Annotated in this window: 20 protein-coding genes; 11 read left to right on the top strand and 9 right to left on the bottom strand. The window is 70.5% G+C overall.

What is annotated here, in order from left to right; all coding sequences use genetic code 11:
- Positions 1-23 precede the first annotated feature (23 nt).
- The 3 genes from dprE2 to IEY60_RS01315 all read left to right on the top strand — a co-directional run bounded on the left by dprE2 (position 24) and on the right by IEY60_RS01315 (position 3,018).
- Positions 24-776: a decaprenylphospho-beta-D-erythro-pentofuranosid-2-ulose 2-reductase gene (gene dprE2 / locus IEY60_RS01325; RefSeq protein ID WP_189022917.1), complete on the top strand. Its 753-nt coding sequence runs from the start codon at positions 24-26 to the stop codon at positions 774-776.
- Positions 755-2,008 carry a precorrin-6y C5,15-methyltransferase (decarboxylating) subunit CbiE gene (gene cbiE, locus IEY60_RS01320; RefSeq protein ID WP_189024756.1) on the top strand — a complete coding sequence of 418 codons (1,254 nt, stop codon included), beginning with the start codon at positions 755-757 and terminating at the stop codon, positions 2,006-2,008. Before dprE2 ends, cbiE begins: the two co-directional genes overlap by 22 nt.
- A 257-nt stretch (positions 2,009-2,265) precedes the next feature.
- Positions 2,266-3,018, top strand: a complete 753-nt coding sequence (locus IEY60_RS01315; RefSeq protein WP_189024754.1) for a cobalt-precorrin-6A reductase — start codon at positions 2,266-2,268, stop codon at positions 3,016-3,018.
- An 8-nt stretch (positions 3,019-3,026) separates the two neighbouring features.
- On the opposite strand, the gene IEY60_RS01310 is transcribed toward IEY60_RS01315, so the two are convergent.
- From IEY60_RS01310 to IEY60_RS01295, 4 genes are all read right to left on the bottom strand, one after another.
- A complete protein-coding gene (locus IEY60_RS01310; RefSeq protein ID WP_189022915.1) occupies positions 3,027-3,569 on the bottom strand; it encodes a PadR family transcriptional regulator in 543 nt (180 codons plus the stop codon).
- A 90-nt stretch (positions 3,570-3,659) separates the two neighbouring features.
- Positions 3,660-5,291: a precorrin-3B C(17)-methyltransferase gene (gene cobJ, locus IEY60_RS01305; protein WP_189024752.1), complete on the bottom strand. Its 1,632-nt coding sequence runs from the start codon at positions 5,289-5,291 to the stop codon at positions 3,660-3,662.
- A gap of 5 nt (positions 5,292-5,296) precedes the next feature.
- Complete coding sequence (locus IEY60_RS01300; protein WP_189022913.1) at positions 5,297-5,932, bottom strand: precorrin-8X methylmutase; 636 nt, start codon at positions 5,930-5,932, stop codon at positions 5,297-5,299.
- A gap of 49 nt (positions 5,933-5,981) precedes the next feature.
- A complete protein-coding gene (locus tag IEY60_RS01295; RefSeq protein ID WP_189022910.1) occupies positions 5,982-6,419 on the bottom strand; it encodes an Lrp/AsnC family transcriptional regulator in 438 nt (145 codons plus the stop codon).
- A 136-nt stretch (positions 6,420-6,555) separates the two neighbouring features.
- On the opposite strand from IEY60_RS01295, the gene ddaH reads away from it, so the two are divergent.
- On the top strand, positions 6,556-7,431 hold the full coding sequence (ddaH, locus tag IEY60_RS01290; protein WP_189022908.1) for a dimethylargininase: 876 nt from the start codon (positions 6,556-6,558) through the stop codon (positions 7,429-7,431).
- Between the two features lie 11 nt (positions 7,432-7,442).
- On the opposite strand, the gene IEY60_RS01285 is transcribed toward ddaH, so the two are convergent.
- On the bottom strand, positions 7,443-8,534 hold the full coding sequence (locus tag IEY60_RS01285) for an RNA ligase (ATP) (protein WP_189022906.1): 1,092 nt from the start codon (positions 8,532-8,534) through the stop codon (positions 7,443-7,445).
- A gap of 95 nt (positions 8,535-8,629) precedes the next feature.
- Positions 8,630-9,820 (bottom strand): precorrin-3B synthase, encoded by a 1,191-nt coding sequence (gene cobG / locus IEY60_RS01280; protein WP_189022904.1) that lies wholly within the window; start codon positions 9,818-9,820, stop codon positions 8,630-8,632.
- Between the two features lie 107 nt (positions 9,821-9,927).
- Between cobG and IEY60_RS01275 the strand changes: the two genes are divergently transcribed.
- The 5 genes from IEY60_RS01275 to IEY60_RS01255 all read left to right on the top strand — a co-directional run bounded on the left by IEY60_RS01275 (position 9,928) and on the right by IEY60_RS01255 (position 17,867).
- A complete protein-coding gene (locus tag IEY60_RS01275; protein ID WP_189022901.1) occupies positions 9,928-10,599 on the top strand; it encodes a hypothetical protein in 672 nt (223 codons plus the stop codon).
- A 121-nt stretch (positions 10,600-10,720) separates the two neighbouring features.
- Positions 10,721-12,121 (top strand): DNA polymerase III subunit beta family protein, encoded by a 1,401-nt coding sequence (locus tag IEY60_RS01270; RefSeq protein ID WP_189022899.1) that lies wholly within the window; start codon positions 10,721-10,723, stop codon positions 12,119-12,121.
- 292 nt (positions 12,122-12,413) lie between these two features.
- Positions 12,414-16,061, top strand: coding sequence for a cobaltochelatase subunit CobN (gene cobN / locus IEY60_RS01265; protein ID WP_189022897.1), 3,648 nt, complete (start codon positions 12,414-12,416; stop codon positions 16,059-16,061).
- Complete coding sequence (locus tag IEY60_RS01260; RefSeq protein ID WP_189022894.1) at positions 16,058-16,909, top strand: acyl-CoA thioesterase domain-containing protein; 852 nt, start codon at positions 16,058-16,060, stop codon at positions 16,907-16,909. The genes cobN and IEY60_RS01260 overlap by 4 nt, the downstream gene beginning before the upstream one ends.
- A 103-nt stretch (positions 16,910-17,012) precedes the next feature.
- On the top strand, positions 17,013-17,867 hold the full coding sequence (locus IEY60_RS01255; protein WP_229739470.1) for an acyl-CoA thioesterase domain-containing protein: 855 nt from the start codon (positions 17,013-17,015) through the stop codon (positions 17,865-17,867).
- Here the strand turns inward: IEY60_RS01255 and IEY60_RS01250 are convergent.
- The 3 genes from IEY60_RS01250 to IEY60_RS01240 form a co-directional block, all read right to left on the bottom strand.
- Complete coding sequence (locus tag IEY60_RS01250) at positions 17,845-18,195, bottom strand: hypothetical protein (RefSeq protein WP_189022892.1); 351 nt, start codon at positions 18,193-18,195, stop codon at positions 17,845-17,847. The two genes, IEY60_RS01255 and IEY60_RS01250, sit on opposite strands and share 23 nt — an antisense overlap.
- Positions 18,196-18,322: 127 nt before the next feature.
- Positions 18,323-18,874 (bottom strand): IQM protein middle domain-containing protein, encoded by a 552-nt coding sequence (locus IEY60_RS01245; protein ID WP_189022890.1) that lies wholly within the window; start codon positions 18,872-18,874, stop codon positions 18,323-18,325.
- Entirely contained in the window at positions 18,871-19,326 is a 456-nt protein-coding gene (locus IEY60_RS01240) for a hypothetical protein (RefSeq protein WP_189022888.1), read from the bottom strand. The genes IEY60_RS01245 and IEY60_RS01240 overlap by 4 nt, the downstream gene beginning before the upstream one ends.
- Positions 19,327-19,482: 156 nt before the next feature.
- Here IEY60_RS01240 and IEY60_RS01235 point away from each other — a divergent pair, with 156 nt between their 5' ends.
- Both IEY60_RS01235 and IEY60_RS01230 read left to right on the top strand, forming a co-directional pair.
- Positions 19,483-20,349, top strand: coding sequence for an NAD-dependent protein deacetylase (locus tag IEY60_RS01235; protein ID WP_189022886.1), 867 nt, complete (start codon positions 19,483-19,485; stop codon positions 20,347-20,349).
- On the top strand, positions 20,346-20,723 hold the full coding sequence (locus IEY60_RS01230) for a DUF5655 domain-containing protein (protein WP_189022884.1): 378 nt from the start codon (positions 20,346-20,348) through the stop codon (positions 20,721-20,723). Before IEY60_RS01235 ends, IEY60_RS01230 begins: the two co-directional genes overlap by 4 nt.
- Positions 20,724-20,795 lie beyond the last annotated feature (72 nt).

Genomic DNA, 20,795 nt, shown 5'->3' with positions numbered 1-20,795 from the left:
GTCGGATCGGGCAGACTGACCCTATGGGAAAGCAGCAGAACGAGGGACCGGTGCTGGTCCTGGGCGGGCGCAGTGAGATCGGCCTCGAGGTGGCGCGCAGACTGGCCCCCGGACGTGTGGTGATCCTGGCCGCCCGCCGGTCCGACGCGCTGGACGCCGAGATCGAGCAGGTGCGCGCGGCAGGCGCGAGCGCCGTGCACACCGTGGAATTCGACGCCGACGACACCGCCACCCACGCACCGCTGCTGGACAAGCTCGCCGCCGAACACGGCGGCATCGCGACCGCGGTCCTCGCCTTCGGCGTCCTCGGTGACCAGGAGCGCGCCGAACACGACCCGGCCCACGCGGTCGCCGTCGTGCACACCGACTACGTCGCCCAGGTCAGCGTGCTGACCACTCTCGCGAACCTGATGCGCGCCAAGGGCTCAGGCCAGATCGTCGTCTTCAGCTCCATCGCGGGCGTCCGCGTGCGCCGGGCGAACTATGTCTACGGCTCGGCCAAAGCGGGCCTGGACGGCTTCGCCAGCGGCCTCGGTGACGCTCTGCACGGCACCGGCGTGCAGCTGCTGCTGGTCCGGCCGGGTTTCGTGATCGGCCGCATGACCACCGGCATGGACCCCGCACCGATGTCGAGCACGCCTGACCAGGTCGCCGAGGCCGTCGTGCGCGGCCTGCACAAGGGCGCTACCCGCGTCGCGGTACCCGGCAGGCTCGCTGTGGCGTTCTTCGTGATGCGGCTGCTGCCGCAGTTCGTCTGGCGCCGGATGCCGCGGTGACCGAGGCGGAATGGGCGGGTCGGCCGATCGTGGTGGTCGGGATCGGCGCCGACGGCTGGTCCGGGCTCGGCGAGACCGCGCGGACGGCGATCCTGGAGTGTGACGTCGTCTTCGGCTCACCGCGTCAACTGGCCTTGCTCCCGCCCGGCACTGCCGAACAGGTGCCGTGGCCGAGCCCGCTGCTGCCTGCCCTGCCGGAGTTGTTCGGGCGCAATGCCGATCGGCGTATCGGCGTGCTGGCCAGCGGCGACCCCATGTTCTACGGCATCGGCGTCACCCTGGCCCGTCGCTTCGGCGCGAGGGCGCTGCGCGTGTTCCCGCAGCCGTCCTCGGCGTCGCTGGCCTGCGGGCGACTCGGCTGGCCGCTGGCCGAGACCCCCGTGGTGAGCGTGGTTGCCCGGCCGTTGCCGACGGTCCTGCCCGAGCTGGCCGACCGCCGCCGCGTCCTCGTGCTCAGCGAGGACGAGTCCACCCCGACCCGGTTGGCACAGTTGTTGTCCGACAACGGTTTCGGCGACTCCACGCTGACCGTCCTCGAACAACTGGGCGGCCCCGCCGAACGCCTGCTCACCGGCACCGCGACGACCTGGTCGCACCCCCACGGTGACCCGCTCAACCTCGTCGCCGTCGAGTGCGTCGCCGACCAGGGCCGCCGCCGCGACACCCGCCTGCCCGGCCTGGCCGACACCGCCTTCACCGGTGACGGTCAGCTCACCAAGGCCGAGGTCCGCGCGCTGACCGTCACCGCGCTGGCGCCGGCGCCGGGGGAATTGCTGTGGGATGTCGGTGGGGGATCGGGGAGCATCGCCATCGAATGGTGCCGCACGCATCCGCTGTGCCGTGCCGTCACCTTCGAACGCCTTCCCGCCCGCCGGGAACAGATCGCCGCGAATGCCACCGCCCTCGGCGTCCCCGGAATAACGATCCGCGGCGAAGTGCGCTCGGAGTTTGCCGAGGCGGAATTTCCCGCGCCCGACGCGATATTTCTCGGCGGCGGTCTCACCCAGGACGGGATGTTCGCGCAGTGCTGGCAGCGTCTGCGCCCCGGCGGCAGGCTGGTCGCCAACGCGGTCACCGCGGAATCGGAAGCGCAGCTGCTGGACTGGTCAGCAACCTACGGTGGCGTCCTGCGAAAGTTTCAGGTCTACCGTGGCGAAGCACTCGGTGGGTTCACGGCGTGGCGGCCGCACCTGCCGGTCGCCCAGTGGATCGTCGGAAAACCCGCTGGTTAGCGGAGGACGGGCGCGTTGGTTCGATCACAGTCAGATCACGCGCAGATCACGGTGAAACCGTTCGTGCAGGGTCGTGAGGCCATGAGAGTTACGAACCGAAGGTGTAAAACGCGTGCCTCGGGGGTAGGGTCGTGGCCATTCCGGTAGAGGAGTTACATGAAATACTCGAGTTTCACCGCGCTCGCGGACACCACTACGACCGGCAGCGGCGGCACGTCGCTGGTCGGCGCGGGTTCGGCCGGCGTCGGCAGGCAGCCCTGAGGGTCCTGATCCTCGGCGGCACGGGCGAAGCCCGGGAGCTGGCCCGGATCGCATCCGACGAGCGGGGGCTCGACATCGTGTCATCCCTCGCCGGACGGGTCGCTCATCCGCGGCTGCCGGTCGGTCCGGTACGCATAGGCGGTTTCGGTGGTGTCGAGGGCCTCCGAACCTGGCTGCGTGAGAACGCGATCGACGCCGTCGTGGATGCGACCCATCCCTTCGCGGCCCAGGTCAGCGCCCATGCGGCGACCGCCGCGGACGAACTCGGCATTCCCGCGCTGCACCTGCGGCGGCCGGAATGGGTGCAGCGCCCCGGTGACCTGTGGACGCGCGTGCCCGATCTGACGTCGGCGGCCGCGGTGCTGGCCACCCACGGTGAACGCGTGCTGCTCACCATCGGCCGTCAGGGGGTCGGCGCCTTCGCCGGCTGCGCCAGGCATCGGTTCGTCATCCGCTCGATCGACGCGCCCACGGCTCCGCTGCCCCCGCGCTACGAATTGCTGCTGGCGCGTGGACCGTTCACGTTCGACGACGAACTCGTCCTGATGTCACGGCATCGGATCGATGTGCTCGTCACCAAGAACAGCGGTGGTGAGCAGACCGAGGCGAAGATCTTCGCCGCCCGCACCGCCGGGCTCCCGGTCGTGATGATCGACCGGCCGCCGCTGCCCGTGGACGCGGTGACCGTCGACGAGGTTGCCGCCGCCGTGGATTGGCTGCACGACGCCGCCTCGCACCGGGTGCGCTGAGCGCGCGGTCAGTCCAGGTTCGGCGGGGTGAAGATGTGCGGGAGCTGGTCGAACCAGTGCAGCACCGCGCGTTCGTAGGCGATGCCGAATTCGAGGGTGGCGCGCTGGTGCGGCGCGAGGGCGGTCGGGTCCTCGTCGAGGTAGCGGTCGAGGCGATCCTGATGGATGTTGCGGTTGGCGGCGATGATCCGATCGCGATGGGCCGGTTCGAGGTGCTCGCCGAAGGACAACGTCAGCAGCAGTGGCACTCGGATCGTCTCGGCGCCGGGATCGCGGGCGATCCACTCGGCGAACGCTTCGCGCCCCGTGTCGGTGATCCGGTACGGCGTGCGCTCCCTGGCGCCCCGCTCGCCCTTGGTGACCAGACCGGCCGAATCCATGGCGGACAGTTCGCGATACACCTGGCTCTGGGTGATGGTCCAGAAGTCGCCGATGCGGAGCTGGGCCTGGGTGGCCAGGTCCCAGCCCGACATCGGACCTTCGTGCAGGAACCCGAGTAGCGAGGCCGCGGTGGAGTTCAGCGGGCGGCGTCGAGTCGCGGTGTCGGTCAACGGTCAACTCCCTTCGAACTACATTCCTAAGTGGAATGTTACGCCCTGGGTGTGTCGGCAACCAAGACTGCCGGTGTTGCGGTGTGTTCGCTACTCGCCGGTGCCGTACCGGCGCGCCGTGAAGACCCTGGTGCCCTCGGCGGTGTCGAAGGCGGTGGTGGTGGACGCGCCGATGATGAGCAGCGTACGCATGTCCACCTCGTCGGGATCGAGCGCGCCGAGGGTGATCACCCGGACCGACTCGGTCGGTCCGCCGACATCGCGACCGAGCACCACCGGCGTCTCCGGCGGCCGGTGCGCGAGCAGCACATCGCGCATGGCGCCGACCTGCCAGCGCCGCTGCGAGGAGGCCGGGTTGTAGATCGCGATCGCCATGTCCGCGGCCGCGACCGCCGAAAGTCGTTGGACGACAACATCCCACGGCTTGAGCCGGTCCGAGAGCGAGATCATCGCGTAGTCGTGCCCGAGCGGCGCGCCCACGCGACTGGCGACGGCATTGGCCGCGGTCAGTCCGGGCAGCACCCGCACCGGAACGTCTTTGAACTGCGGTTCGGCCGACACCTCCAAGACCGCGGCGGCCATCGCGAAGACACCGGGATCACCCGACGACACGACCGCGACGCGCGCACCGCGCTTGGCCAGATCCAGTGCCATGGCGGCCCGTTCGGATTCGACCTTGTTGTCGCTGGCGTGCCTGCGCTGACCCGGCTGCTCGGGGACGCGGTTGATGTAGGTGGTGTAGCCGACGAGATCGGTCGCCTCGGCCAGCGCCGCGGTGACCTGCGGGGTGGTCCAGGCGGTGTCGCCGGGGCCGAGGCCGACGACGACGACTTCGCCCGGGAGACCGGTGGATTCGGCGGCCTCGTGGGGCTCGGCGTCGATGGTCGGTCGGCTTGCTTCGGCTGCGCCGGCGCCGGCGGTGTGTGCCGCGCGGCCGGATTCACCCGCCGAAACGTGGCCGTCGACGCGCTCGGCGGCGGAATGGGCGCGAATCGGTGTGGTCGGCTTCGGTCCGGGTACCAGGGTGATCGCGAAGTACGGCACGTCGGCGTCGTCGACATCGGCGGCGGCCAGGACGCGTTCGCGGGTGCTGCTCGCGCGTTCCACGTAGTAGGCGTCGGCGAGCCGTCCGGAGTCCGAGAGTGCCTGGCGCACACCGGGATAGGTGCGGCCCAGCTTCATGATGGCGGCCGCGTCGGTATTGCGCAGGCGCTCGGTCAGCTGGTCGACGGGCATGGTGCCGGGCAGCACGGTGAGCACCTGCTCGCCCTCGACGAGCGGGGTGCCCAGGGCGGCCGAGGCCGCGCTGACCGAGGTGATGCCGGGCACGATCTCGGCCTCGAACCGGTCGGCCAGCCGCCGGTGCATGTGCATGTAGGAGCTGTAGAACAGCGGGTCACCCGCGGCGAGCAGCGCGACGGTGCGCCCCGCCGCGAGGTGCGTAGCCAGGCGGGCGGCGGCCTGCTCGTAGAACTCGTCGATCGCGCCCTGGTAGCCGCCGGGATGATCGGTGGTCTCGGTGGTCACCGGGTAGACCAGGTGCTCCTCGATCTGGCCTTCCCGCAGATACGGTGCCGCGATGCCGCGCGAGATGCTGCGTCCGTGGCGCGCGCTGTGGAACGCGACGACGTCGGCTTCGGCGATGAGGCGGGCCGCCTTCACCGTCACCAGTTCGGGATCGCCGGGGCCGAGGCCGATACCCCACAGTTTGCCGGTGCTGATCTCACTCACTCCTGTTCGCTCGCAATCGCGTTGAGCGCCGACGCGGTGATCGCGCTGCCACCCCGCCTGCCGCGCACGGTGAGGAATTCGATCCCACCGAAGTCGATCAGCGCCTGCTTGGATTCGGCGGCGCCGATGAAGCCGACCGGGATCCCGATGACCGCGGCGGGCTTGGGTGCGCCTGCGTCGAGCATGTCGAGCAGGTGGAACAGCGCGGTGGGGGCGTTGCCGATGGCGACGACGGCGCCGTCGAGCTGGTCGCGCAGCAGTTCCAGCGCCGCCACCGACCTGGTGTTGCCCAGCTGCGCGGCCAGCGCGGGGACGCGCGGGTCGGCGAGGTTGCAGAGCACCGGATTGTCGGCGGGCAGCCGCTTGCGGGTGACACCGGAGGCCACCATGTTGGCGTCGCAGAGGATCGGCTTGCCCGCGTGCAGGGCGGCGCGTGCCGCGGCGACCACGCCGGGGGAGTAGGCGATGTCGCCCGCCAGGTCGACCTGTCCGCAGCCGTGGATCATCCGGACCGCCACCCGCTCGATGTCGGCGGGGAAACCGGCCAGGTCGGCTTCGGCGCGAATCGTCGCGAACGAGCGCCGATAGATCTCGGCCCCGTCGGTGAGGTAGCTGGCACGCACGTCGGACATGCGGTCAACCCTAGAACCTGGGCCGGACGTGGTGTTCGTCGCGGGTCGCTCAGGTGCGTGGTCGCTCGAGGATGCGCGACATCACCAGGGAGCTGCGGGTGCGGCCGACCCGCGCGTTCTCCCTGATCCGTTCGACCGTCACCTCGATCTCGGCCATGTCGGTGGCCATCACGTGCACCAGCGCGTCGGCCTCGCCCGCGATGGTCCAGACACCGACGACCTGCGGAATCGGTTCCAGCGTTCGGCGCAGTTCGGCGGGGGAGATGTTGTCGCGGTAGTAGACCTCCACGTACGCCTCGGTCTTCCAGCCCAGCGCCGCCGGATTGACCTGCGCGGTGAAGCCGGTGATCTGCCCGCTGGCGACCATCTTGTCGACCCGCCGCTTCACCGCGGGCGCCGAGAGCCCGACCACCGAGCCGATCTCCTGGAACGAGGCACGCGCGTGGGTGAGCAGCACTGCCAGGATGCGCCGATCGATATCGTCCATGTCACTCTTCCCTCGCTCAGACGCAATGATTCCTCATTCTGGCATCGGAATGCGCAACAAATCGGTGTTCCCTGTGCAATGCGACGACATTTACCTTCGTAGGAATACTCGAACCGCGCAGCCACCGGGAGTCTTGATGACCGCCGCAGCCCCCCTTCGCGCCACAGCGCCCGCGCGGGTCGCCACCTCGCGCCGCTATGTCTTGTGCAGGCCCGACCACTTCGAGGTCGCCTATGCGATCAATCCGTGGATGGACCCCGCCACCCCGGTCGACCGGCCGCGTGCCCTGGCCCAGTGGGAGATCCTGCGCGCCGTGCTCGAGGATCACGGCCATTCGGTGGAGACGGTGCCCTGCGAACCCGGCCTGCCCGACATGGTGTTCGCCGCCAACAGCGGAATCGTGATCGGCGGGCACGCGCTGTCGGCGCGCTTCGCCCACCCCGAACGCGCCGCGGAGGGCCCCGCGTTCCACCGCTGGTTCGCGGCCAGAGAACTGCGCTCCCTCGCGCCGGCGAGCGAAACCAACGAGGGCGAGGGCGATTTCGCCTTCGCCGGGCACCGGATCCTGGCCGGTGTCGGCTTCCGCTGCTCGTTATCCGCGCACGCCGAGGTCGAACGGTACTTCGATCTGCCGGTGGTCTCCCTCGAACTCGTCGACCCCCGCTTCTATCACCTCGACACCGCGCTGATGGTTCTCGACGACACCACCATCGCCTACTACCCGGCCGCGTTCAGCCCCGCCGCCCGCGACGTCCTGACCACCCTCTACCCGGACGCGATTCTCGCCGACGAGAACGACGCCCTCTCCTTCGGACTCAACGGCGTCAGCGACGGCCACCACGTATTCCTCGACCCGGGCGCGACCAACCTCATCGCGGCACTACGGGCCCGCGGGTTCGCGCCGATCCCGGTGGACATGTCCGAACTCCGCAAGGGCGGCGGCGGCGTGAAGTGCTGCGTGCTGGAGTTACACACCCGCCGTGACACGCCGCCGCCCCACTCACCCGCGTAGTCCGTCGGTCCTCACTCGAACTCGGTGCCGCCGTCGCGGAGCAGGTACGCGTCGGAGACGATCTTGCCGATCGACCGCCCGCCGAGCACCGGCGACTGCCGCTCGGTAGCCGGGCGGACCACCAGGCCCTCCCGGATGTTCGCGCCCGCACCGCTGACCGTCTCGGTCCCCTCGGCCAGCGTAAGCAGCAGGTTCGCATCGTAGGGGCCCTCGTAGAGGACCGGCACCCGCGGCACGGTGATGCCGAGTTCGCCGAGCAGCGTGCCGATCTCGTGGTGGTCGAGCCAGCGCACCGGCTCGCCGGCGCGGTCCACCGCGATGTCGAACAGGCCGAAGCCCAGTGACTCGTCGTGCGCGGCCGAGGCGCCGTAGTGCAGGTCCTGCACGCCCGCGCCGTAGACCTCACCGAACAGCCCGACCCGATCGGTGTCGAGCTCGGCGGCGATCTTCCTGGCGGCCTCGTCGAGTTCGTGGGCGCGGATCGCCCGCCAGTACAGGTTGCCCTCGGACGCGGTCAGCGACAGCGACTTCCCGCCGACGCCCTTGGAGGACACCAGGATCCGGTCGTCGGCGCGGACGTGGGTGAGCAGGCAGGCGGTGCCGTGGATCTTCTCCGTGGCCACCACCGGCTCCCCGGCGGTGAAGATATCCGGAAAGCGTTTGATGTTCTCGACGTCGATCCACCGCAGCAGGTCCGGGGCGGGCTCGACCTGCCCGGCCATCGACACCGGAATGGGCGGAACCCATTTGACGATCCCGAGCCGCTCGGCGAAGTCGGTGCGCTCGAGCGCGGCGGATGCCAGATCCACCCCGCTCAGCGCCACCGGCGTGCACACGATGCCCTGCGACACCTCCCCGCGAAGCCGCACCGCCTTCACCCGATTGCGCTGCGACCCGGCCAGTTTCCCGGTCAGCCCGAGTTCGGCGATCAGCTCCTCGGGCAGGACGGCCTGCTCCGGGATGTAGAGCGCGTGATCCCCGGTCGTGAACTGGCCCTTGGCGACCACCGCCCGGTACAACCCGACCTGGGCGAGCTCGAGCCGATCGGCGTTCGGATGTGGAAGGACGACGAGCCGCTCGGCCGTCACCCGCAGTGTGGACATGGAAACCCCCTCGTGATGAGAAGGTCAGCGTAGGAGCCCGCACCGACAGGGTCGATCGAATTTCCCTGCGGGACAACCACCCAGCGGGCGCGCGGTCACGACGGGTCGACGCGGTAGCCGTCGGGTGTGGCAACGACATCGGTGACCGGCCCGGTGGGACGGCCGCAGCGGCGCTCACAGCCCGACCAGTGCTGACGGCCCGCCACGGTGACGTCCTCGGCGGGCACGAGCATCTCGGCCGTGCCCGGTTCGCCGGGCAGGACGCGATCGGAGTCGACGGCGGCGGTGAGGTCGGCGCGCACATCGGTGAGCGACTTGGCGCATCCTGGTCGGCCCGCGCAGGCGCTGACCTGCAACCACGGCGACTGCGCGTCGAAGATCAGGCCCATCGGCGCCAGCACCCGCACGACGGTTTCGGCGGGACCCTCGTCGAGATCGGTGATCACCAGGCTGCGCCACGGGGTGACATAGACGGGCCGCTCGACGGCGGCGACGAATTCCGCGGTGCGGGCGGGCAGGGTGCCCAGCGGCACGCCCGCGCCGAGGCTGACCAGGCCGTTGTCCTGATCCAGCCAGCCGATCGGAAGGGTGTGTGTCGCACCGAGTTCGAGCCGGTCACCGGCGGGGGAGCGGTCCAGGGTCTCGGTGACGCGCTCGGCGCCGCCGGGGATCTCGTGCAACCGCCACTGCCCGTCGTCGCCGGTGCCGCGCAGGTCGAGGAAGCCACGCGCCGCGTCGAGCATCACGTCGATCGCTTCGCTCGCCGTCACCCGCACGCCGGTGTCGGCGCCGGCGAGCAGGAGCGCGAACTCGTCCGCGCCGACCGCCTGGACACCGATGTCGCCGCGCAGCGTGCTCACATCGCCGCGACCGTCGTCGAGCGTGAACAGCACCCGGCCTGGCAAATCCGCCAGCCGTGGATCCGCGCGCAGACCGGCGTCGAGGCCGACGGCGAGTCCGTGCACATCCGCCCAACCGCCGACCCGGCCGGACAGCGGCGAGGCGACGATATTGCGGACCCGCTCGTGGGTGCGGCTCGGCAGCAGACCGGCCGCGTCGAGCAGGTCGGCGAGCGCGGCGGCGTCACGCACCTGCCGCAGCTGGATATTGCCGCGGGAGGTCAGTTCGAGGTGGCCGTTGCCCAGTTCGACGGCCGCGTCCGCGAGTGCCTGCACCTGCTCGGGTTCGAGCCTGCCGCCGGGCACCCGGATCCGGGCCAGCGGCCCGTCGGCGGCCTGGTGCAGTCGCAGGACGCCGGGGCAAGAGTCGGGAGTGCTCCTGGTCATGATCCGTCCAGCCTACGACCGCCGACGCGGGCGGCTACGCCAGGCATTGCCGGGCCGCGTCGCCTAGGGTGGGCGGGGAATCCTTCGCCGACAGGAGAGGTCGCCGCATGCTGCGTGAATTCGTGGACAAGCGTGTCGTTCCCGCACTGGACAAGGCGGCGCACGCGCAAACCGCCGCGGTGGGCCGCTATGTCGACTGGCTCGAACGCAGGCATCCGGGCGACGCGCCGGTCGAGACGCTGCGGCGGCTCTCGCGCCAGTACCTGGTCGTCGTCACCACCAGCGGCGTCGTGGTCGGGCTCACCGCCGCCGTGCCCGGTGTCGGTACGTTGCTCGGCCTGGCCGCGACCGGCGTCGATACCGTCGTGTTCCTGGAGGCGTCCTCGGTGCTGTCCGTCGGCGCCGCCGCGGCCTACGATCTCGATCCCGCCGATCCGCGCCGCGCGCAGCTGGTGTCGAAGGTGGTGCTCGGTGACGCGGGCACCAAGCTGCTCGACGAGACCGCGGGACACAAGACCGGCCAGTGGCTCTCGGTCGTCACCGACCACATTCCCGGCCTGGCGAGCATGCCGGACTCACCGGCCAAGCGTTTCCTCGTCAACTACCTCGTCAAACGCACGCTGCTGCTGTTCGGCACCCTGATCCCGGCCGGCATCGGCGCGGTCATCGGCGGCGTCGGCAACAACGCCCTCGGCCAGATGGTGGTCGCCAACGTGTACCGCAACCTCGGCACCGGCTCCCCGGAGATGCTCGCCGCGGGCACCACCCGCGGCGACTGACCGTACGGCGGCATCGATCTCGACGCCGCCGCACATCGAGCTGAGCGGGCGGACCGTCGCGGCGAAGCGCGGACTCGCGTCGGCTTGACCTTCGAGCCACTCGAACCCCGATGATGAGCCGATGTCCGAATCCGAACTGCTCACCATCGGTGCCTTCGCCCGCGCGTGCGGTCTGAGCACCAGCGCCCTGCGCTTCTACGCCGACGCGGGCGTCCTCGTCCCCGCCGTGGTCGACGAGGCCACCGGCTACCGCTACTACGCGCCCGACCAAGCCGGCACCGCCCAGCTGATCCGCCACCTGCGCGCCGTCGACATGCCGCTGCCCGTGGTCGTGGCAGTCCTCGCCGAGCACGACCCGGCCCGAGCCGCGGAACTGGTCGACGCCCACCTCGCCGGCCTGGACCGCCAACTGCAAGCGGTGCGCGCGGCGGCCGACGCGGCCCGCGCCGCAGTGCATCTCGGCCCGCGCCCGGCATCGGTATCGGATCCGACTTCGGCGATTAGCCCAGTGGCAGAGACGGGCTCGGTGCCGGCGATCGGCGCGGTAGCCGGCGCCGACTCGGACCCCTGTGCCGACGGCGTCCTGTGGGTGCGCGGGCCGATGCTCGCGGCCGCGGTCGACCAGATCGCGACCGCGACGGTCATGGATCCGGATATGCCGGTACTCAACAGCATTCACCTCGAGGCACGCGGACAGGAACTGATCCTCACCGCCACCGACCGCTACCGGCTGGCGACCCGGAGCCTGCGGCCCGCTCGCGCGACCACCGCGGAGTGGACTGCGACCGTCGACGCCGACGACCTGCGCGCCGCCGCATCCTGGCTACGCCGTCGGCACACGGTCGCGCTCCGGCCCGGTGCCACCCACCTCGAGATCACCTCCGGCGATCCGGTCGAGGCACCAGGCACAGAACCGGCCGGTGGATCCGCCGAGACAGCAGGAGCGCAGTCGGTCGGGGGGACCGCCGAGAGCGGTGAACCAGGTGCACCCGGCCCGGATCGCCGACACTGCCGCCGGGCGGCCGACGAGTTTCCCGACTACCGCGCGATGCTCGCGGCGCTGCCCGCCGTCGTCACCCGCGTCGTTCTGAACAGGGCCGAACTGCTGGACGCGCTCGAACAGACCGGTTCACCCACGATCACCCTGCACGTGACCTCCGGGTGCGGTTTCGACGAGCTCGCGCAGACCGATGCCGTTGCCACCCCCGCCACCCTCGGCCGCGAACCCGACCCGGTCCGCGCGGCATCGAGCAGTGGCGCGACCGCCGATCCGGCAGGGGCGGTGCGGATCACCAGGGACGGCGATGCCGTGCAACTGCCCGCGACCGTCACCGGCCCCGGCATGACGATCCATTTCGCCGTCATCACCCTCTATCCCGCCGTCGCGGGCGCCGTTGGCCCCGACGTGATGCTCGACCTCATCGCCCCCGACCTGCCCGCCCGCATCCGCTCCGCCGACGACGGCGACCAGCTGACCCTGGCCATGCCGTGCCGCCCTGACACCGAGGAGACCTCCCGATGACCGCCGCCCGCGCCTCAACCCGCCGCCCGCACCGATCAAGATCACCCCGCTCCGGTGCGGGTCCGCTCTCGGCCGTCGCTCGCACCAGCGCGTGGTGATCGTTTGTCCAGTCGCGGGATGCGGGCTGGAAAGTTGCGGTTCGAGGGCGGCCAGTACGATCGGGATGCTCGGCGGGCGTCGAGGAAACCGGTGGAAATCCGGTGCGGTCGCGCCACTGTGAACAGCCAGACCCTCTCCGGCGAGCACCACACCGCATCCCGATGGGCGCGTCACCCGAGGAAGGCCACACCCTGTGATCCTGCTGCTGTCCACCTCCGACACCGATCTGCTCAGCGCGCGTGCGAGCGGCGCCGACTACCGGTGGGGCAATCCCGCCCGGTTGCTGGTCGAGGATCTGCCGGGGTTGCTCGACGGCGCCGATCTGGTGATCGTGCGAATCCTCGGCGGCAAGCGCGCCTGGGAAGAGGGCCTGGACGCGGTGCGGGCCAGCGGGGTGCCGATGGTGGCGCTCGGCGGCGAGATCGCCCCCGACGCGGAACTGATGGAGTGCTCGACCGTCCCGGTCGGCGTCGCGGCCGACGCGCACAACTACCTCGCCGCAGGCGGCGCGGACAACCTGCGCGAGCTGCACAACTTCCTCTCCGACACGGTCCTGCTCACCGGCCACGGCTTCGAACCGCCCGTGGAACTGCCGACCTGGGGTGAGCTCGACCGCACCGCCCGCATCCTCGAACCGCACGCCCCGACCGTCGCCGTCGTCTACTACCGCGCCCAGCACCTCGCGGGCAACACCGGCTACATCGACGCACTGTGCACCGCGATCGAGGCCAAGGGCGCCCGCGCACTGCCCGTCTACTGTGCCTCGCTGCGCACCGCGGAACCGGAACTGCTCGCCCTGCTCGGCCGCGCCGACGCCCTCGTCGTGACGGTCCTCGCGGCAGGCGGCAGCAAGCCCGCCACCGCCTCGGCGGGCGGCGACGACGAGGCGTGGGACGTGGCCGCGCTGGCCGCCCTCGACGTGCCGATCCTGCAGGGCCTGTGCCTGACCAGCGGCCGCGCGCAGTGGGAGGCCAACGACGACGGCCTCTCGCCGCTCGACGTCGCCACCCAGGTCGCGGTGCCGGAGTTCGACGGCCGCATCATCACGGTCCCGTTCTCGTTCAAGGAATTCGACGCGGACGGCCTGTCGACGTATGTTCCCGATCCTGAACGTGCCGCCCGGGTCGCCGGCATCGCCGTGCGCCACGCCCGCCTGCGCCACATCCCGGCCGCCGACAAGCGGATCGCGATCATGCTCTCGGCCTACCCGACCAAGCACGCCCGCATCGGCAACGCGGTCGGTCTCGACACCCCGGCAAGCGCGATCCGCCTGCTCACCGAATTGCACACCGCCGGTTACGATCTCGGCGATCTCGGGGAGATCCCCGGCCTGGTGGAACGCGACGGTGACGCTCTGATCCACGCCCTGATCGCCGCGGGCGGCCAGGACCCGGACTGGCTCACCGCCGAACAGCTGGAGGGCAACCCGATCCGCATCGGCGCCGCCACCTACACCCGCTGGTTCGAGTCCCTTCCCGAGGACCTGCGCGAAGCCGTGGTCGAGGCGTGGGGCCCGCCGCCGGGCGAACTGTACGTCGACCGGTCGGCCGATCCGAAGGGCGAGATCGTCATCGCCGCATTGCGTTTCGGCAATGTGGTGCTGATGGTGCAGCCGCCCCGCGGCTTCGGCGAGAACCCCGTCGCCATCTATCACGACCCCGACCTGCCGCCCAGCCACCACTACCTGGCCGCCTACCGCTGGCTGTCCGCGCCCGACGGTTTCGGCGCCGACGCGATGGTGCACCTCGGCAAGCACGGCAACCTGGAATGGCTGCCCGGCAAGACCCTCGGCATGTCGGCCTCCTGCGGCACCGACGCCGCGCTCGGCGACCTGCCGCTGATCTACCCGTTCCTGGTCAACGACCCGGGTGAGGGCACCCAGGCCAAGCGTCGCGCGCACGCCACCCTCGTCGACCACCTGATCCCGCCGATGGCGCGCGCCGAGACCTACGGCGACATCTCCCGGCTCGAGCAGCTGCTCGACGAGCACGCCAACATCTCCGCCCTCGACCCGGCGAAACTGCCCGCCATCCGCCAGCAGATCTGGACGCTGATGCGCGCCGCCAAGATGGACCACGACCTCGGCCTGGCCGAACGCCCCGAGGAAGACGTCTTCGACGACATGCTGCTGCACGTCGACGGCTGGCTGTGCGAGATCAAGGACGTCCAGATCCGCGACGGTCTGCACATCCTCGGCCAGGCGCCCGAGGGCGAGATGGAACTCGACCTGGTGCTGGCCATGCTGCGCGCCCGCCAGCTGTGGGGCGGCGAGCAGAACGTGCCCGGCCTGCGCGAAGCCCTGGGGCTCAGCGAAGCCGGTGACGAAGCCCGCGAGCGGGTCGACGTGGTCGAGGGCCGCGCCCGGGAACTGCTGGCTGCCCTGCAGGCGGCGGACTGGGCCGTCGACGCGGTCGAGCGACTGGTCGCCGACTTCGAGACCGCGATCCTCGACGGGCACCGCGCCGCGACGGGTGACGGACACCGCGATGCCGAGCGCCTGGACAAGGTCGCCATGATCCTGCGGTTCGCCGCGACCGAGGTCGTGCCCCGCCTGCGGGAAACCGGCATCGAGATCGCCCGCGTCCTGCACGCTCTCGACGGCGGCTTCATCCCCGCAGGCCCGAGCGGTTCCCCGCTGCGCGGCCTGATCAACGTGCTGCCCACCGGCCGCAACTTCTACTCCGTCGACCCCAAGGCCGTCCCGTCGCGACTGGCCTGGGAGACCGGCCAGGCGATGGCGGAGTCGCTGCTGGCCCGCTACCTCGCCGACCACGGCGAATACCCGAAGTCGGTGGGCCTGTCGGTGTGGGGCACCTCGGCCATGCGGACCTCCGGTGACGACATCGCCGAGGTCTTCGCGCTGCTGGGTGTGCGGCCGGTGTGGGACGAGGCCAGCCGCCGCGTCACCTCCCTGGCGGTGATCCCGCTCGACGAACTCGCCCGCCCGCGCATCGATGTCACCGTGCGCATCTCCGGCTTCTTCCGTGACGCCTTCCCGCACGTGCTGGCCCTGCTCGACGACGCGGTCCGGCTCGTCGCCGAGCTCGACGAGCCGGCCGAGTCGAATTATGTTCGCGCGCACGCCCAGTCGGATCTGGCCGAGCACGGCGACGCCCGCCGCGCCACCACCCGCATCTTCGGTTCCAAGCCGGGCACCTACGGCGCGGGCCTGCTGCAGCTCATCGACTCCAAGAGCTGGCGCACCGACGACGATCTCGCGCAGGTGTACACCACCTGGGGTGGCTACGCCTACGGTCGCGATCTCGACGGCGCCCCCGCCGCCGACGACATGCGCACCGCCTACAAACGCATCGCGGTGGCCGCCAAGAACACCGACACCCGCGAACACGACATCGCCGATTCCGACGACTACTTCCAGTACCACGGCGGCATGGTCGCCACCGTGCGCGCGCTGACCGGCAAGAACCCCGAGGCCTACATCGGCGACTCCACCCGCCCCGACGCCGTGCGCACCCGCACGCTCTCGGAGGAGACCGCCCGCGTGTTCCGTGCCCGCGTGGTCAACCCGCGCTGGCTCGAGGCGATGCGCCGGCACGGCTACAAGGGCGCCTTCGAGATGGCGGCCACCGTCGACTACCTGTTCGGCTACGACGCCACCACCAATGTCGTCGCCGACTGGATGTACGAGAAGCTGTCGGAGAGCTACGTCTTCGACGATGTGAACCGCAAGTTCATGGAGCAGTCCAACCCCTGGGCCCTGCACGGCATCGCCGAGCGGCTCCTGGAAGCCGCCGAGCGCAAGCTGTGGGAGCACCCCGAGGCCGAGACCCTGGACAAGCTGCGGCAGATCTACCTCGAGACCGAGGGCGAGCTGGAGTGAGTACCGAGCAGCCCGCCGCGTATTTCCGGCGTGACGGCGAGGTGTACACGCCGACATCGTGGGGCCGGAGCCTGTGGGCCGACGGCATCCTGTCCGGCCCGCCGGTGTGCGGACTGCTCGCCCGCGAGATCGAGAACCGGTACCGCACCGGCGAATTCGTGCCCGCCCGGTTCACCGTCGACCTGCATCAGCCCGTGCCCGCCGTCCCGTTGACCGTGGACAGTGAGCTGACCCGCGACGGCAACCGGGTGCGCGCGGCGCAGGCGGTGCTGCGCGCCGAGGGCGTGGTGGTCGCGCGGGCCTCGGCGGTACTGCTGAAGCGTTCGGCGCAGCCGCCGGGAGAGGTGTGGCGCGAGGTGCGGCGGCCGCCGCTGCCGCCGGCGGAGCTGCTGGCCTCGGTCGCACCGACCGTGCACCTGTTCGACAGTGACGGGTCCGGCGACGGCTGGTCCGTCGAGATCTCCCGCCACGAGAACGACACCCGCAAACGCAAGTGGGTGCGCGGCATCCCGGTGGTGGCCGGGGAAGCCGGGTCGCCGTTCGTCTTCGCCGCCATGGCGGGCGAGCAGGCCAGCCTGGTGACGAACTGGGGCACCGAGGGAATCGGCTTCATCAACACCGATGTCTCGATCACCTTCGCCCGGTTGCCGATCGGCCCGGAGATGGGCATCGAAGCGGGCAATCACCTCAGCCACGACGGCATCGCGGCGGGCTCGGCCGTGCTCTACGACGCGGACGGCGAATTCGGTGTGTGCACCGTGTCGGCCGTCGCCAACGAGCGCAGACAGATCAGCGGCGCGGCCATCGACGCCTACATTCCGCAGCGCGGCGGCAGGCAGCGCGCCTGAGCTGCCCGACTTGCCGGAAAACTAGAACGCGTTCTACTCTGATCGTGGTGCGTGGGCGCACCACGGCACGCGGGTGCCGGTAGCAGGGCAGAAGAGAGTCGCAATGAGCAATTCTCCGGCGTACTTCACGCAGGACGACGGCGTTTTCCAGCCGACCCGGTTCTCCATGAGCCTGTGGGCCCCGAGCACGCTGTCCGGGCCGCCGGTGTGCGGGCTGATCGCCCGCGAAGTCGAGGCGCGCTACTGCGACGACGGGTTCGCGCCCGCCCGGCTCACCGTCGATCTGCACCGGGCGGTGCCCGCGGTGTCGCTGACCGTCGACAGCGAACTGATCCGCGACGGCAAACGGGTCCGCGCGGTGGCGATCGTGCTGCGTTCCGGCGGCGAGCCGGTCGCGCGGGGCAGTGCGCTGCTGCTGAAGCGGTCGACCCAGCCGCCGGGGGAGGTGTGGCGGCCCGAGCGGGAACGGCCGCTGCCGCCGCGTGACGCGCTCGCCACCGTCGACGCGGCCATGCACCTGTTCGGCAGCGACGGCAACGGGTGGTCGGTGAAGATGACCGAGCACCAGAACGACGCCAGGAAACGCAAGTGGGTGCGCAATATCCCCGTGGTCGCGGGCGAGGAGTCCTCCCCGTTCTGCTTCGCCGCCATGGCCGGTGAGCAGACCAGCCTGGTCACCAACTGGGGCACCGAGGGCATCGGGTTCATCAACACCGACGTCTCGATCACGTTCTCGCGCATGCCGATCGGGCTCGAGATGGGCATCGAGGCGGAATCGCATCTCAGCGACGACGGCATCGCCGCGGGCGCTGCGGTCCTCTACGACGCCGAGGGCGCGTTCGGTATCTGCACCACCACGGCGCTGGCCAACGAGCACCGGCAGATCCACGGCTCGGTCATCGACACCCTGTCCGAGGAGTTCGCCCTGACCCAGGTCACGCCGGATCGAGGCCGCTGAACGTCAGGCCAACGGTGGTCGCGCACAGCACGAACCCGGTGGCGGTGGTGGTGAGCAGATAGCCGAGCGCGATCATCCGGGCCGCGGGCAGCAGCGCCAGCAGCAGGGTCGGGGTCAGCAGCGCGGCCAGGGTCAGCGCCCAGCTCAGCCAGTACGAGGTCTGGATCGGCTCGATCTCCGCGAATGCGATCGTCCGCGGCACCGGCACCTCCCAGGCGTCCTGCACCGCGAAGGTCGCGGGCACCAGCACGAATACGGCGACGAACAATCCCGCCGCCACGCCCCAGCCCGCCCGCCACCTGACCTGCCCAGGAACCGCTGCCCGCACCCGCCCACACACCTTCCCTGCCACCCGGTTCACCCATTCCGCCGCGCCTCATGCTGCCTCGAGCAGCGCCCCGACGCGGGTAACCGCGCACCGTGTCACCGCCGCGACGGCGGACTCCGAACAGGCCCTAGGTGCCGGTCTGCTCGGCGAAATGGAATTCCACGGACACGGCGTCGGTCGGAATGCCTTGTGCGCGAAGGCTGTCCAGAATCTGGTGCGTGAACCGGGGAGCCGGGCGGTAGTGCGTGCTGTGATCGGAGACCAGGATGATCCAGCCGTCGCGCGCCACCAGCTCGCCCGCGGCGGCGACAGGGCCACCGGCCAGGAAACTGGAATGGTGGAATCGGCCGAGCAGGTGGCGGGGCGAGCTGTAGATGACGCCGTCGGCGTCCATGACGAAGATCGCGCGACCGCCGGTGGGGGACCACAGGGTGCTCGCCTCGGTGGTGTCGAACAGGGTGCCGTCGGCGGTGTACAGGAGTCCGTCGCGCGCGTGCAGGCGGAATCGCGCGCGGTCCGTCGCGCCGAGATAGGCGACGTGACTGTCGTGCCAGACCCGGTTCCCCGGCAGGTCTTCGCCGCTGAACTCCGGGCGCAGCGGTGTCGTCGCGAAGGCCGGGTGCGCGGCGCCGCGGCGACGGAACAGTCCGCGTAGTCGATCCAGGGCCGACGAACTCATGCCGGGACCAGGGTCACGATCAGCTCGTCGGCGATGGACTCCGCCTTCACCATGCCCTCGCCGAGGTACAGCGTGGCGGCCTGCGGCCTGCCGTCGGGGAGCGGGACGACCGAGACCGCGTCGACCCGGCGGCCCGCGAGCACGTCGTAGGGCGGTTCGTCGGTGACGTCGAACGCGGTGTATTTGCCCGAGATGGCGACGTATTCGATGTTCACCGGGTCGACCAGCGGTTCGAACGGGTCACGCCACGGTGCCGCGCCGATCCGTAGTTCCGCGCCGTCGACGCCGGCGTCGAGCAGCAGCGTCGAGCCGTTGTGGAAGGTGAATTCGATCGGGCCCTCGGTGCGGTCGATGTCGTCGCCCAGGACGTAGAACATCCGGCGGACGGCGACGATGGTCCCGTCGACCGCGGCGTTGAGCGCGGCGCGGCCGTACTCGTCGTTGTCGGACACAGGTTTCCTCTGACGGTCGATCTCGCACGCGGTGCGTGCTGCCGGGCAGATGAGCCATCATGTCGCCCGACCTGCGCGGCACGCAACTCGGTCCGGCGTGTTCACCGCCGCGACCCGGCCGCCCGCCGTCCCGGCGACCGCTCGTACAGTGGATTAATGGTGGATCCCGCCCCGGACGACACCGCGGTGGAGCGCGCGGCCGACCTGCTGGCCGGGCGCCGCCTCGTGGTGATCTCCGGAGCGGGCCTGAGCACCGACAGCGGCATCCCCGACTATCGCGGGCCCGACTCGCCGCCGCGCAACCCGATGACCTACCAGCAGTTCGTCGGCGACGCCGAGTTCCGGCAGCGCTACTGGGCCCGCAACCACCTGGGCTGGCGGCGGATGGACGCCGCGCGCCCGAATCGGGGACACCGGGCCGTCGCCGAGCTGGAACGCGCCGGGGTGGTCTCCGGCGTGATCACCCAGAACGTGGACCTCCTGCACACCAAGGCGGGCGCGCGGCGCGTGATCGACCTGCACGGCACCTACGCGCGGGTGTGCTGCCTGCGCTGCCCCACGATGATCTCGCGCATGACGCTGGCCGAGCGGCTGGAAGAGGCGAATCCCGGTTTCGCCGAACATGTTTCAGCGGCGACCGGTATCGAAGTCGCCCCCGACGCGGACGCGGTGGTGACCGATACCGCGCGGTTCCGGATGCTCGACTGCGCGACCTGCGGCGGCATGCTCAAACCCGACATCGTCTACTTCGGTGAATCCGTGCCCGCCGACCGGGTGGCCGCGGCCTTCGACCTGGTCGACGACGCGCAGGCGCTGCTCGTGGCGGGTTCGTCGCTGACGGTGATGTCGGGCCTGCGTTTCGTGCGGCGCGCCGCGAAAAACGGTGTGCCGGTGGTGATCATCAACCGAGGCGGCACCCGCGCCGACGAACTGGCCGCCGTGCGCATCGACGCAGGCTGCTCGGAGACGCTGTGCGCCTTGGCCGAACGGCTCACCACACCGAGCGCGGTCGCCGGGCGATGAGCGATTCCGTCGACGCCGCGATCGAAACCTTCTTCGCGGGCAAACCGCATTCTCTCGAGATCTTCACCGTGCTGCGGGAATTGATCGCGGCCGACGGTCCGGCGGAACTGTCGGTGGCATCGCAGATCACCTTCGGACTCGTCCGCAAGTTCGCGTGGGTATCGCTCTACAACATCACCGGCCGGAATCCGGAAGGCACCGTCCAAATCATGCTCGCGATCGACGAGGAAATGGCGCGACCACCGGTGTATCGGGTGAATCAGGTCGGCAGATCGCGCTGGAATCACCTGGTCGTCGTGCATTCCATGGCCGAGGCGCGTGATCCGGAACTGGCAGTACTGATCGCCGCGGCCTATCGATTCGGTGCGAAATGAGCGGTCACTTGATCCCTCGTTGACGGCGGCGTATTCGACGTGGGTAAGCTCTGCGCACCAGTGCATGAAGAG

The sequence above is a fragment of the Nocardia rhizosphaerihabitans genome (assembly GCF_014646295.1).
GTDB lineage: Bacteria > Actinomycetota > Actinomycetes > Mycobacteriales > Mycobacteriaceae > Nocardia > Nocardia rhizosphaerihabitans.
This window is presented reverse-complemented; position numbering and strand designations above follow the sequence as displayed.